Below are 13,294 nucleotides of genomic sequence, written 5' to 3' on the forward strand. Positions count from 1 at the left end.
CACAATGATTGCAGGATAGCTTTACGATTCAGAATAAACAAAAAGGTAAAAGGAGAAGATATATGACCAGCCAGTTTTCACCCAAGGTATCAGAGATTCTCGCTTTCAGCAGGGAAGAGGCGACACGCCTGGCCAACAGCTTTGTGGGGCCGGAACACCTGTTGCTCGGCATCCTCAGAGAAAAAAACGGGGTCGTGGCCGACCTCTTCGGCAGATTGGAACTCGACATTCAACATATCAAACAGCAACTTGAGGCACGCGTGCGCAAAGACGAGCAGGATGCTCCGCTCCACACCAGCGAGCTCGTGCTCAACGACCGGGCCAGCAACATTCTGAAGCTGGCCGTGCTCGAAGCCCGCATCCAGCACACCCAGACGGTGGATGTGCAGCACCTGCTGCTGGCCATCCTCCACGACCAGATGGACAACGGCGCCAAGGAGGTGCTGGAGCAGAACAGCCTGGACTACGAGCGGGCCATGCAGCTGTTGCAGAAGAAGCCCACGACCGACGGCCTCGGGCTGCCCGACGACGGCGAGGACGAGTTTGAAATGTCGGGGGGCGGAGGCACCGACGGCAGGTCGCAGCAGACGGCCACCGCACAAAAACAAGGCGGCAGCAAGACGCCTGTGCTCGACAAGTTCTCCAACGACCTCACCCAGGCCGCCCTCGAAGGCAAGCTCGACCCCGTGGTAGGCCGCGAGAAAGAGATTCAGCGTGTCACCGAGATACTCTGCCGTCGCAAGAAGAACAATCCCATCCTCATTGGCGAGCCCGGCGTGGGCAAGAGCGCCATTGTGGAGGGACTGGCCCAGTTGGTGTCGCGCCGCCTCACGTCGCCCGTGCTCTTCAACCGCCGTGTGGTGAGCCTCGACATGACTGCCATCGTGGCAGGTACCAAATACCGCGGCCAGTTCGAGGAGCGCATCCGCGCCCTACTCAAGGAGCTGGAGCAGAATCCCGACATCATCGTCTTCATCGACGAGATTCATACCCTCATCGGAGCCGGATCCACACCGGGCAGCATGGATGCTGCCAACATCATGAAACCGGCCTTGGCCCGCGGCACTATTCAGTGCATCGGCGCCACGACGCTCGACGAGTACCGCAACTCCATCGAAAAAGACGGGGCGCTCGAACGCCGCTTCCAGAAAGTGCTCGTGGAGCCGACCACGGCCGACGAGACCCTGAAAATACTCGACAACATCAAGGGACGTTACGAGGAACACCACCACGTGACCTATACCGACGAGGCCATCAAGGCCTGCGTGAAGCTCACCGAGCGGTATGTCACCGATCGTTGCTTCCCCGACAAGGCCATCGACGCCCTCGACGAGGTGGGTTCGCGTGTGCATCTGCAACATGCCGAAGTGCCCACGCCCATCGTCGAACTGGAGAAAGAGATAGAGCAGGTCAAGGAACAGAAACAGCAGGCCGTGGCCAACCAGAACTTCGAGCTGGCCGCCAGCCACCGCGACAAGCAGACCGAGCTGGAACAACAGCTCGAACACATGCAGCAGCAGTGGCAGCAGGCCGACGCCGACAGCCGCCAGGAGGTGACCGAGAAAGAGGTGTCCGAGGTTATTGCCATGATGACCGGCGTGCCCGTGCAGCGCATTGCCGAGGGTGAGGGCGAGCGGCTGCGCAACATGGGCAACACGCTCAAGGGCTGTGTCATTGGCCAGAATCAGGCCATCGATAAGATAGTGCGGGCCATACAGCGCAACCGCGTGGGGCTTCGTGCGCCCAACCACCCCATCGGCGCTTTCATGTTCCTGGGACCCACGGGTGTGGGCAAGACTTACCTCACCAAGAAGTTGGCCGAAACGATGTTCGGCTCCCAGGATGCACTCATCCGCATCGACATGAGTGAGTACACCGAGGGGTTCAACGTGTCGCGCCTCATCGGTGCGCCCCCGGGCTACGTGGGCTACGAAGAGGGCGGGCAGCTCACCGAGCAGGTGCGCCGTCATCCCTACTCCATCGTGCTGCTCGACGAGATTGAGAAAGCCCACGGCAATGTGTTCAACCTGTTGCTGCAGGCACTCGACGAAGGCCGGCTCACCGACGGCAACGGGCGCACGGTCGACTTCCGCAACACGGTCATCATCATGACCTCGAATGCCGGCACGCGCCAGCTCAAGGAGTTCAGCCACGGCGTGGGCTTCAATGCCGGCGGTATCTCCAACGTGGCCAACATGAACGAACGGGACAAGGAATATGCGCGGTCAGTGATTCAGAAGAGCCTGAGCAAGCAGTTCTCGCCCGAGTTCCTGAACCGTCTGGACGAGATTATCACTTTCGACCAGCTCGACCTGAACGCCATCAAGCAGATTGTCGACCTGGAGCTGCGCGACCTCTACAAGCGCATCGGGGAACTGGGCTACCACGTGCAGCTCACCGACGAGGCCAAGGAGTTTGTGGCTACCAAGGGCTACGACGTGCAGTTTGGCGCCCGGCCACTGAAGCGGGCCATCCAGACCTACGTCGAGGACAAGCTCTGCGAACGCATTCTCTCGGGCGAAGCGCCCGATGGCACCTTGGTGCTCGACAAGGCTCCGAATGCCGAGGAGCTGACCATCCTGTAACGCGATATATTCCAAAAGGAGTCATCCTTGTATCGTCTTTATAGAAATACAGACAATTTGTAGCATCTCTGTTCGGGTCGGCCTTTGTGCCGGCCCGAACCGTTTGTTCCAAACGTTCCAAAGGAATGCGAACGGAGCTGACAGATACCTGGACTTGAATGCCCAGACGGGCATACGGGTCTGCATGGAGGCCAGCCCCTACGCTAAAACCCAATGTCGCACTCTCCGCGCAGCATCTGTGAAATCCGTGCAATCTGTGAGAAAAAGCCGTGCATGGAATCTTTGAGAAATTACCACGCATGGAATCGGCGTGCCCCTTTCCATCGCGCAGCTATATGTCCAAATATGTTGTTCTGTCTAAAAGAATCGCGGGCCGTGTCTCACGACACAGTCCGCGCAAAAAAGAGATATTATAAAAACATGATATATTGAGTATATCCTATTTCACGCCGCCCGGCTTCCCTGCCCCGGCCAGATAGTCCACCTTGGACAAGTGGTCGCCGTCGATCTTCACCCAGACGAAGTTGTCGGGGTTGCCGTCCACGTAGAGCAGATAGAGCTTCGTGCCGTCCGGCAGCTCGCCCGTGTGACCGGCATACGCCAGCGAGCCGGCAGCCAGCCCCTGAGCTGTCTCGAAAGCAGGGATGAGCAGAGACAGCTGCTTCTTGATGGATGCCTTGCTGGAGCCCTTGCCTGTTCCAGAACCTTTCGAGCCCTTGCCGGAACCCGTACCTTTGCCGGAACCTTTTCCCGAGGGCAGCACCTGCTCCTTGAAACGCTTGATCTGCTCGTTCACGTAGGTGATGAACGCGAAGTAGTCACCCGCGCCCTCTATCTCGGCATGCGCATTGACGCGACGCACGAGCGAGAGATAGGCCTCGTCGGTCTTCGCACGCGAGGCTTTCAGGGCACCAAGCGTCAGTCCCGACTGCTCCGTGTCGCGCCCCGAGAGCGACGTGCGAACCGTCTCGTTGGCCGCTTTCATCCCGTCAACGAAAGGTTTCAGCCCGAGAGCCGCCACCTGCGGGGCCAGACGACCCTGAAGGTCCTCCACGAGGTTGGTCAGCAGGCCCGTCTCGCGGTCGAGCTGCATCTTCGGCTCGATGCCATGGTCCGTCATGTGCTGCCACAGCGTGTCCGCCGCCGTCTTCTGCGCCCCCGCGGGGAACGAGCGGAAGCTCCGTACGCCGTTGCGATAGCCGCGGTAGTAGGCATCGCGCTGACGGTCGGCCTCGGCAATCGTGTCGCTCAGCGCGCTCTTGCGGCTCAGCATCAGGTCCTCGTTCTCCTGCGCAAGGGCCGACACCAGCGCGTCGGTCTGCGACTTGGCCTTGCCGTACACAGCCTCGTCGGCCTTCGCCTTCTCGGCCACGTTGCTCATGAAGTTGTAGTGCGCACCGTTGTTGATGCCCGCTAGTCTGATAGTTACAATTTCTTCAGTCATAGTTTTTTGGTCTTAAGGGTTAAAAAATATTTTGTATCGTTTTCCCGTGGGAAAAACGCCCAATCCGTTGTCTTGGAGGAATTGACGACCGTCAACGTTCACTTCCCGTTGTCTTGGACGAATCGACGGCCGTCAACGTTCACTTCCCGTTGTCTTGGACGAATCGACGGCCGTCAACGTTCACTTCCCATTTTTTAGTGGGTTGAAAAAGACAACGGATAACAACTCATAACAACGGCAATACCGCGGCGCAGCGTTGTTTTCGGTTGTTGTTCGTTGTCTTTTTTGAATCCGGTGTGATTTGGGCGTTGTCTTTCAATTCCCCATGCGCCGCACAACGTAGGGACACAAGCCCTGTGTGTCCGCAACATCGTCGGGGGGTGAACACCTTGGGGACGAACCACACACGACGGAAAACGAAAATCTTGGCAACGGGGAGAAAACAACCGTCCCACGCTCCATTCAAGGGCGTGGGACAAAAATCCAAGGATTATCTAAAAAGTTCGGAGTGGCTGCCTACTCTCAGCACTCGTATGGTTGATAAATCCTCATCTATCCAGATGAGCAGGAAATCGCTTTTGACGTGACACTCCATACAACCCTCGTATTCGCCTTGTAACTGATGAGGATGATAAATCGCAGGAAGTTTTTGTTCACGAGCCAGCATTTTCAGCACTTTGAAGAGCTCTGCCAATTCATGAGGCTTGCTTCTATAGCATTTGAGGTCTTTCTTGGCTTTCGTACTGTAGTCAACCTTTTTCATCCATCTCTTCTATTGATTTCACAAAGGCGTCAAAATTGGAGAGGTCGAGTGTGCCGGCAGCGGGCTTCCCCGACCGGGCCTCCTCAATGGCAGCCTTCGTTTCCTCGTTCGGCTCATGGTACATGGCATCGAGCAACACACTCTCCACATAGTTGTTCAGGCTGCGGTTGGCGGCCTTGGCATGCCGCTTCAGCGTTTCAAGCAGGTCGGCGTTCAACCTAAACGAAGCCGACTTTCTTACTGTCATCGTTTCCATATTCCTGTCCTTTCTTGTTATGTTGCATGCAAATGTAATACAAATAAGCGGAAAGTCCAAGTCTTTCTCCTGATTATTTCAACGATTCGTTTCCGTCGTGTGTGTCAGTATGTCAAAGAGCGATGTATTGGGGTATTATCAGGAATTACTCCGCCACGGGGTGTATGCCGATTCCGAAACCTCGGGCAACAATGCTTTGCGGCCACAGGGCGTCCCTCATTCCCCACAGGCAGGTTCCGCTATGCCTGTAGTTCGCATTGGCCGTCCATACCCAGAAGTGGGTCGTTCCGCCGCCATAGCCCATATCGTCTCCACGGTAACCGGTCGTTGGAAAGTATATTGTAGCGGTAGGAGAAGAGGGGGCGTTGTAAAACTCATAGCCTTGAATGGCGTTGAACCTTGCTGCGGAGTTGTCCACGACATTGAACAGATCCGGCCGGCCGTTGAAATTGCCTCCATGCTTGGAGAAACCGGTGAAGGCCATCCTCGGCGGAACCTTGCAGCCGACAGGCGACGGGTCGTAAACGGTCTTGACAATGGTATTGTTGTAAGGGCCGTCCTGTGCCGGATCGTCGGCCGACCACAGGTTGTCGTACTCGTTTGCGGGGTGCCAGTCGCCCTCGTTTCCTTGTATATAGAACACGCGGGGATTTTTGATTTGATTGGCAAAAGTTACTCCGCCTTGCCGGCGCACAATGGTTCCCTCTGCCACCACGGCACTGGGGAAAGCGTCCTTGCGACCCCATTGGTAAAGCACTGCGTAGCCTTTGGCACTGATGAGGGCGGGAGCCTGGTGAATCCAGATCATGGCAACTTTTCTGGGGCCTCCGAGTTGCCTCACTGCCACGCCCACGCTTCGGGTGGCCTCGTAAGAAGTGCCCGTCCACTGGGTGTATTTCCACCCGAGGGTCTCTTTCGTGAAATGATTCACGACACCCTGTTTGTTGGTGACGGGTATTTTATCGAGCACATCGTCGGGGGCAAACCACAGGTGGTAGCTCCACAGCGTGGTGCCCGAAGCGTCGGTTACTGCCAGCACCACATTCCCCTGCCGAATATCGGCCTGGGTTACCTGGAACTGGAGGAAGAGCTTGTCGGGGGTGATGGCAAGATTGCGCACAAGGCTCGTTTCGTCGGCCCACGCCACATAGGCGCCTGCGGCCTGGTATTTTCCGGCAATCCACGGATTGTTGATGGCCTGGTCGTTGTGGTCTCGAAAATGCCACAGGCAATGGTTTCCGCTCGAAGAATGGCTGGCATAGGCGACGGCATTGGCGCCATCGTTCTTGATGGCATTGCCGTAAGCAAGCGGCAGCTGATAGTAGCCCGGCGAAGAAATGACATAGCAGTTGGCCGAGTTCCGCGGCGTAGCGTTGCCTTTGATGTCGTGGGTGGAGAGGTCGTAATATGCTCCCGGGGCACCTTTTGCCGGCGAATTCTTCATCTTCTGAATGCGCAGGGCTAGCCTATCTACTACATCGACGGTCAGTGTCCCCACGCCTTGCTCGGCCGCTGTTCCGCCGTTGCCGCTCGATTTTGTCAGGCCTGTGAGCCAGGCGGGCGGCGTGGCTTTCCATGATCCGTCATAGTAATAACTTTCCACTTTCCATGGCACGGGCTGTACCGTGCCGTCAGTGGCGCGGCGATAACTGGTTATGCCGTAGGCTCCGGTAACATTCGAGTTGTAGGGGACGACGGCCGGAGAGGAGGCCGTGAGTTGCCAGTCCCAGTTGCTCGTCGAGCTGTTCGATAGCTTGTAGGTCTTGGTGGTTCCCGGCTTCCACTCGCCCTTGAGCGTGGCTGTGATGGCCTTGCCGTTGGTGAAATAGATTTTGGCCTTGACACCTCTGCCGGTCAGTTGCTGCGGTATCATCAGGAAAGTGTGGTTGGGACCGGTAATCTCACTGTTGACGGCCTTGGCAGTGGAAAGACTCACGCCACTGAGGGTAAACGTTCGTGGAGTATTTTGCCCTTTCCATCCCACACCATATTGAAACCGCCCCTTGCTGCTGGCACCGAGAATCTCGATCTTGTTGATGGTCCAGTTCCATGACAGGTTTTCGCCCACGGCAAACTTCACGGCCGTCAGCCAGTGATGAAATCGAAGCGGTACTGCCGGGGCCACGCCACTGTTGTTGTAGGTAATCTTGTCTGAAAGTGCCAGCATCAGGTCTTTCTGGGCTGGCACGCTCGGATTTACCGTAAAGTCGATATAGTCGCCCGTGGGAACGATGTCCGCGTTAGCCCCTGCTCCGGTGCTATACGGATAGTAGCCTCTGAATCTCAATGCTCCGATGCCGTTTTTCCATCGATAAGTTTTATATGTCCGTCCGTTAGGACGTGTCCGTTCATTATAAAAATACCAACTGACGGGTGTGTATCTGTATGCGTGCATCCCGAAATCGGCATCGATGGATGTCTTGACAGTGCCGCGGGTTATCACCTCATTGCTGTCGCGCTTCACGGGGTTCACACCATCCACGGTGGTTTCTATCAGGCAGAGGCTGTCGCCGTCCTCTACATCAATTTTCCCAATGGGGTAGGCACTTTTCGCCTTTCCTGCACGGGTTTCAGGGTCTCCTGTTTCCATATCAGCCTCGGGAGCATCCTGCACATCGCGCACATCGAATGTCATCTCCATGCCCTGTTCTTCCTGCGAATTGCCCTCATCGGGCAGATCCTTGTCGGCGCACGAGACGACCATGAGCAGGACTGCGAGAGACAGCGCCTGCACGGCAACGCTGAATGGGGGATATTTATTCCATTTTGTTTTCATACTTCCGTTTTTCAATGATTTTACTTGAGTTTTCTTCTTTGTCCTCTGCTGCCATCAGGCATTCTGTTGGCCTGTCAGCCGTTTAGGCTCACCGAAGCAGGACTATTCCTCGTCCCACTTCCAAGGCTCGAATTGTTTGGCTGGCACGCCATTGTTTTCGTCGTCCAAATTCGTGTCATTGTTATCAACCCCGGGAGGAACTACGATGGGAGTTGTGCTGATGGGCGGACTGCCGACAAGGATGGCGTTTTCGTTCTCCACGACGATGATTTCGCACTCTGGGCAGACATAAAACCGCTTGTGCCCGTCCTGCTCTTTTTTTGTTTTCATGTTTATACGCTTCATTTTAGTTTGGATTTAACTTGCTTTTTAAAGTGCTTAAAAGCTGCTTATTTCCCTTTTCGTCCGGCTGCGAAAAGAGCACAAAAAGTTGGGCAAAGGAAACTCCGGGGAGTCCTTTGCCTATTGGGGTTGCGCGAGGTTCACCTCGCGCGCGTACACGTGTATGTTTTAGAGAGAGGTTACGCCAGTGGCTTGAGAGAGAGAGAGAGAGAGAGAGAGAGAGAGAGAGTAGCAAATTATTTGGAACTACCAAATAATTCGACGAAAAATTTGCAGGAAATTTTGCGATTCCCTGCGCCTCTTCAGCTCTGTTGTATCTCTTAATGGTGGACATATTTTGCGATAAATGCGATGCAAAGTTAACGAATGTTTGCGAAACGGGCAAGAGAAAGCCGGGAAAAATTAAAAAACTCACATGTAAAGGCTATGCCCCACACCTCTTATATATACTTCTCAATTCCTGCATCCCCATTTTTAGGTATTCTCGTGATTCCATCGGTGAAAACCCGACTCTGTGCCGTGATTTCTTCGTAATTTTGCATTGTAATCATGCAAAGCAAGGAGACATGAAATTATCAGAATTGCATACGGGTGAGAGTGGCATCATTGTCAAGGTGACAGGACATGGCGGCTTTCGCAAACGAGTGGTTGAGATGGGATTCATCCGTGGAAAGCGAGTGGAGGTGCTGCTCAACGCCCCACTGCACGACCCTGTGAAGTATAAGATTATGGGCTACGAGGTGAGTCTGCGCCATAGCGAGGCGGAAATGATAGAAGTGATCACCGAAGACGAGGCCCGCCAGAAGCAGATGCACCGCAGCACAAACTCGGATGCCACAGCTACGGCACCGTCAGGCGTAGCCCCACAGGCAGAAGCCAGTCCGGCCGCTGCTTCCACCCAACCCCTGACCGACGAGCAGATGCTGGCGGCAGCCAGAAGCGAGAGCCGGGTCATCAATGTGGCCCTCGTGGGCAACCCAAACTGCGGCAAGACATCGCTCTTCAACTTTGCGTCGGGCGCACACGAGCGCGTGGGCAACTACTCGGGCGTCACCGTGGATGCCAAAGAGGGGCATGCCGTCTTCGGCGACTACCAGTTCAATCTGGTGGACCTGCCCGGCACCTACTCGCTCTCGGCCTACTCGCCCGAGGAACTCTACGTGCGCAAGCAGCTGGTAGAGAAGACGCCCGACGTGGTCATCAACGTCATCGACACCTCCAATCTGGAGCGCAATCTTTACCTTACTACTCAGCTCATCGACATGCACGTGCGCATGGTGGTGGCCCTGAACATGTTTGACGAGACCGAGCGACGCGGCGACCACGTCGACATTGACACGCTCTCGCGCCTGTTCGGCGTGCCTATGGTGCCCACAGTCTTCACCTCGGGCAAGGGAGTGCCCGAACTGTTCCAAGCCATCATCAAGGCTTATGAGAGCGCCGAGGATCAAGACCCCCACTACCGGCACATCCACATCAACCACGGACACGAGATAGAACACGGCATTCAGGAGATACAGGAACACCTGAAAATGGAGCGCGCCTTGCGCGAACGCTACTCCACCCGCTACCTGGCCATCAAGCTGCTGGAGAACGACAGCGAGGTGGAGAACTATGTGCGCACGCTGCCCGATGCCGCCGAGATATTCAGCCACAGGGATGAGGCGGCCCGCCGTGTCAAGGAAGAGACCAAAGAAGACTCAGAGACTGCCATCATGGATGCCAAATACGGTTTCATCCACGGTGCGCTGGAGGAAGCCCAATACGAGACGGGCAACAAGGAGGACACCTACCAAGTTACCCATCTGCTCGACCGTATTCTGACCAATCAGTTTGTGGGATTCCCCATCTTTATCCTCATGTTGGGCATCATGTTCTTCGCCACTTTCATGCTGGGGGCCTATCCCATGGACTGGATAGAGGCCGGCGTGGAGTGGCTGGGGGGCTTGCTCGGCCAGTTTTTACCCGAGGGCCCGGTCAGAGCCATGCTCATCGACGGCGTGCTGGGCGGCGTGGGTGCGGTTATCGTATTCCTGCCGCAAATTCTGATTCTATACCTGTTTATCTCGTTCATGGAGGATTCCGGCTACATGTCGCGGGCAGCCTTTATTATGGACAAGCTGATGCACAAGATGGGCCTGCACGGCAAATCGTTCATCCCGCTCATCATGGGCTTCGGCTGCAATGTGCCGGCAGTGATGGCCACACGCACCATCGAGAGCCGGCGTTCGCGGTTGGTCACTATGCTCATCCTGCCCATGATGAGCTGCGAAGCCCGCATCCCCATCTACATCATGATTGTGGGCACGTTCTTCGGGCTGCGCATGCAGTGGCTCGTCATGCTCTCGCTCTATCTCATCGGCATACTGATGGCCGTAGTAATGAGCAAACTCTTCACCAAGTTTATGGTCAAGGGTGAGGACACGCCATTCGTGATGGAGCTGCCACCCTACCGCTTTCCCACCACCAAGGCCCTACTACGCCATACGTGGGAAAAGGGCAAACAGTATCTGAAAAAAATGGGAGGAATCATCCTGGTGGCCAGCATCATCGTTTGGGCACTGGGCTATTTCCCTCACAACGACCAGCTCGACCAACAGCAACAGCAGGAGCAGAGCTACATCGGACACATTGGCAAGGCCGTGGAACCCCTCTTCCAGCCGCAGGGTTTCAACTGGAAACTCGACATCGGGCTGATAGCCGGTGTAGGGGCTAAGGAAATAGTGGCCTCAACGATGGGCGTGCTCTATTCCAACGACGACAGCTTTTCGGATGACAACAGCTATAATGACGAAAACGGGAAATACGAAAAACTGCGCCAGCAGATGACCGCCGACTTGGCCCAGATGCACGGAATGACCATGGATGAAGTGGTGCCCATTGCCACACTGACGGCCTACTGCTTCCTGCTATTCGTACTACTCTACTTCCCTTGCATTGCCACAATCGCAGCCATCAAGGGCGAAACAGGCTCATGGAAATGGGCACTTTTTGCAGCCGGCTACACCACGGGCTTGGCTTGGATGGTGTCGGCAGTAGTGTTCCAGATAGGGCGACTGTTGCTGTAGCCCTATCTCACGGTGATGTGGAAGCACCCCTGCTTCACCTCGTACTTGATGTAGCACCGTCCCGATTCGCGCATGTCGCGCAACACTTCGGCAAGCACATACTTCAGCGTATCGTTGCGCACGGCGCGACGCTGCTCGCCCGGTGCTTCGACCGTTTTGTAGCGATTGTAACACACGTCGAAAGTGGTACCGTAAAGATGACAGCTGTTTTGGGTGGCGTTGCCGTTGTGACCGCGCAGTTTCTCCACGTCGGACTTGGAACGCAACACACTTGTAACGATGAGTTTATGCAGGGGGATACCTTTGATTTGCAGGCTGTCGAAGAAGTTGCGCCCTATATCCTGCAACAATACAGAGGCACGCGGCACGAGATAAGGAATGCTGTTGCGAAGCTTATCGACGTGAAAATACGGATTGCTGCCCACATACACCAGCTCTGTCTTGCGGCGTTCGGCTTCCTCACGGTCGGTCACCGGGCTGACGCCCCACTTGTTGGCGGCTGCAAACTGCACGTCTTGCTGGTCAGGGAACGACTTGGAATAGCCCGGAACACTCAAGATGCGGTTTTTGACAAGACTGCCGTCAGGATGGAAAAAACGTGAACTCGATGTCCCTTGTCTATGAGGTATCGTGCGTACAAGGGCAATACTGTCGCGACGGGTCGGCTGGGAGGCTTCTGCCGTTGCTATAGCATCGGAATCGGTGGCAGACCCGGAGTCAGTGGACGAAAGGGCACCGGCAGCAGAACGGTGGGCCGCCACAGAGGGGAAAATACACCTGACCAATGCCAGAAGCAAGGTGACGGCCAGAAATCCTTCTAAATATCTTCTTTTCGTTATTTTCATTTCATGTGCAAAAATAGCATAAATCGGAAGAAAAACAAAACAAAAACATTGGAAAAACGGTAATCTTTCGGAAAGATTTCGCACCAAATCAACCTGCAATTCACAATTTTCTTGTAACTTTGCAACATCAATATTCCACATCATTATTCAAAAGAACAGATACATTGATAGAGAAGCATATCGTATTGGAAGACATTGACCCGCTGACCTTTTACGGTCTAAACAACGGTCATCTTCAGATGCTCAAATCCCTATTCCCCAAGTTGCGCATCATGGCTCGCGACAACGTGATTCGCGTGCTAGGCGACGAAGAGGACATGGCACGGATAGAAGAGTGCATTGAGAATATGCGGAGGCACGTGCTAAAATACAACACCATCTCGGACGAAGATATCCTCGACATTGTGAAAGGACATAAGACCAAGGCCGATGCCGCAACGGACGTGCTGGTGTACAGCATTTCGGGGCGACCCATCAAGGGTCGGTCGGAGAACCAACAGAAGCTGATAGACGCTTTCGGGAAGAATGACATGATATTTGCCGTGGGGCCGGCCGGTACGGGCAAGACCTATCTGAGCATTGCGCTGGCTGTGAAAGCCCTGAAAGAGAAAACGGCCAAAAAGATTATCCTAAGCCGGCCGGCTGTGGAAGCCGGCGAGAAGCTGGGGTTTCTGCCCGGCGATATGAAAGACAAGATAGACCCCTATCTGCAACCCCTCTACGATGCGCTGGAAGACATGATTCCGGCCACGCGTCTACAGGAGATGATGGAAAAGCGTATCATTCAGATAGCCCCGCTCGCTTTCATGCGCGGACGGACGCTAAGTGACGCCATCGTCATTCTGGACGAAGCACAGAACACGACACCCGCCCAGATACGCATGTTCCTGACACGTATGGGCTGGAGCACCAAGATGATCGTCACGGGCGACATGACCCAGATAGACCTGCCACACGAACAGAAGAGCGGTCTCAAGGAAGCCTTGAAGATTCTCTCGGGCATTGAAGGCATATCGGTGGTGAACCTTTCACAGAAAGACATCGTGCGTCACAAACTCGTCACAAGAATTGTAACAGCCTACGATGCCTACGACAAAAAACAGGAACAGGAGAAGACCAATAAAGTCAGGCTAAGGACAAGGCCCACACACGAAAGCCAGGTGCCGATGCTCGATACCAATATCATCACAGAAAACTAAAATTCAATCACTTAAT

General features: G+C 55.0%; 9 protein-coding genes. 3 read left to right on the forward strand and 6 right to left on the reverse strand.

The features are described from left to right. The first annotated feature begins 62 nt into the window (after positions 1 to 62). Positions 63 to 2,585 (forward strand): ATP-dependent Clp protease ATP-binding subunit, encoded by a 2,523-nt coding sequence (locus PREDE_RS03085; protein ID WP_005843422.1) that lies wholly within the window; start codon positions 63 to 65, stop codon positions 2,583 to 2,585. A 439-nt stretch (positions 2,586 to 3,024) separates the two neighbouring features. Here PREDE_RS03085 and PREDE_RS03090 read toward each other — a convergent pair whose 3' ends face one another. From PREDE_RS03090 to PREDE_RS03110, 5 genes are all read right to left on the reverse strand, one after another. Further along, positions 3,025 to 4,029, reverse strand: coding sequence for a DUF6261 family protein (locus tag PREDE_RS03090; RefSeq protein ID WP_005843419.1), 1,005 nt, complete (start codon positions 4,027 to 4,029; stop codon positions 3,025 to 3,027). A 490-nt stretch (positions 4,030 to 4,519) separates the two neighbouring features. Then, on the reverse strand, positions 4,520 to 4,792 hold the full coding sequence (locus tag PREDE_RS03095) for a type II toxin-antitoxin system YafQ family toxin (RefSeq protein ID WP_005843417.1): 273 nt from the start codon (positions 4,790 to 4,792) through the stop codon (positions 4,520 to 4,522). Next, positions 4,779 to 5,048, reverse strand: coding sequence for a hypothetical protein (locus PREDE_RS03100; protein WP_005843415.1), 270 nt, complete (start codon positions 5,046 to 5,048; stop codon positions 4,779 to 4,781). The genes PREDE_RS03095 and PREDE_RS03100 overlap by 14 nt, the downstream gene beginning before the upstream one ends. Positions 5,049 to 5,193: 145 nt before the next feature. Further along, on the reverse strand, positions 5,194 to 7,824 hold the full coding sequence (locus PREDE_RS03105; protein ID WP_005843413.1) for a fimbrillin family protein: 2,631 nt from the start codon (positions 7,822 to 7,824) through the stop codon (positions 5,194 to 5,196). A 102-nt stretch (positions 7,825 to 7,926) separates the two neighbouring features. Beyond that, the gene (locus PREDE_RS03110; protein ID WP_235777461.1) at positions 7,927 to 8,154 is read right to left on the reverse strand and encodes a hypothetical protein; all 228 of its coding nucleotides are present in this window, start codon (positions 8,152 to 8,154) and stop codon (positions 7,927 to 7,929) included. Positions 8,155 to 8,732: 578 nt separating this feature from the next. On the opposite strand from PREDE_RS03110, the gene feoB reads away from it, so the two are divergent. After that, positions 8,733 to 11,234: a ferrous iron transport protein B gene (feoB, locus tag PREDE_RS03115; RefSeq protein WP_015298422.1), complete on the forward strand. Its 2,502-nt coding sequence runs from the start codon at positions 8,733 to 8,735 to the stop codon at positions 11,232 to 11,234. 2 nt (positions 11,235 to 11,236) lie between these two features. Here feoB and PREDE_RS03120 read toward each other — a convergent pair whose 3' ends face one another. Further along, entirely contained in the window at positions 11,237 to 12,079 is an 843-nt protein-coding gene (locus PREDE_RS03120) for a DUF5715 family protein (protein ID WP_015298423.1), read from the reverse strand. 164 nt (positions 12,080 to 12,243) lie between these two features. Between PREDE_RS03120 and PREDE_RS03125 the strand changes: the two genes are divergently transcribed. Then, positions 12,244 to 13,278, forward strand: a complete 1,035-nt coding sequence (locus PREDE_RS03125) for a PhoH family protein (protein ID WP_005843403.1) — start codon at positions 12,244 to 12,246, stop codon at positions 13,276 to 13,278. Positions 13,279 to 13,294: the final 16 nt, after the last annotated feature.

This window comes from Prevotella dentalis DSM 3688 (assembly GCF_000242335.1).
Taxonomy (GTDB): domain Bacteria; phylum Bacteroidota; class Bacteroidia; order Bacteroidales; family Bacteroidaceae; genus Prevotella; species Prevotella seregens.

What these genes read in the sequence shown, in the direction of transcription:
- PREDE_RS03085 (WP_005843422.1), top strand. Translation starts at nt 63, where the DNA reads ATGACCAGCCAGTTTTCACCCAAGGTATCAGAGATTCTCGCTTTCAGC.
- PREDE_RS03090 (WP_005843419.1), bottom strand. Translation starts at nt 4,029, where the DNA reads ATGACTGAAGAAATTGTAACTATCAGACTAGCGGGCATCAACAACGGT.
- PREDE_RS03095 (WP_005843417.1), bottom strand. Translation starts at nt 4,792, where the DNA reads ATGAAAAAGGTTGACTACAGTACGAAAGCCAAGAAAGACCTCAAATGC.
- PREDE_RS03100 (WP_005843415.1), bottom strand. Translation starts at nt 5,048, where the DNA reads ATGGAAACGATGACAGTAAGAAAGTCGGCTTCGTTTAGGTTGAACGCC.
- PREDE_RS03105 (WP_005843413.1), bottom strand. Translation starts at nt 7,824, where the DNA reads ATGAAAACAAAATGGAATAAATATCCCCCATTCAGCGTTGCCGTGCAG.
- PREDE_RS03110 (WP_235777461.1), bottom strand. Translation starts at nt 8,154, where the DNA reads ATGAAAACAAAAAAAGAGCAGGACGGGCACAAGCGGTTTTATGTCTGC.
- feoB (WP_015298422.1), top strand. Translation starts at nt 8,733, where the DNA reads ATGAAATTATCAGAATTGCATACGGGTGAGAGTGGCATCATTGTCAAG.
- PREDE_RS03120 (WP_015298423.1), bottom strand. Translation starts at nt 12,079, where the DNA reads ATGAAAATAACGAAAAGAAGATATTTAGAAGGATTTCTGGCCGTCACC.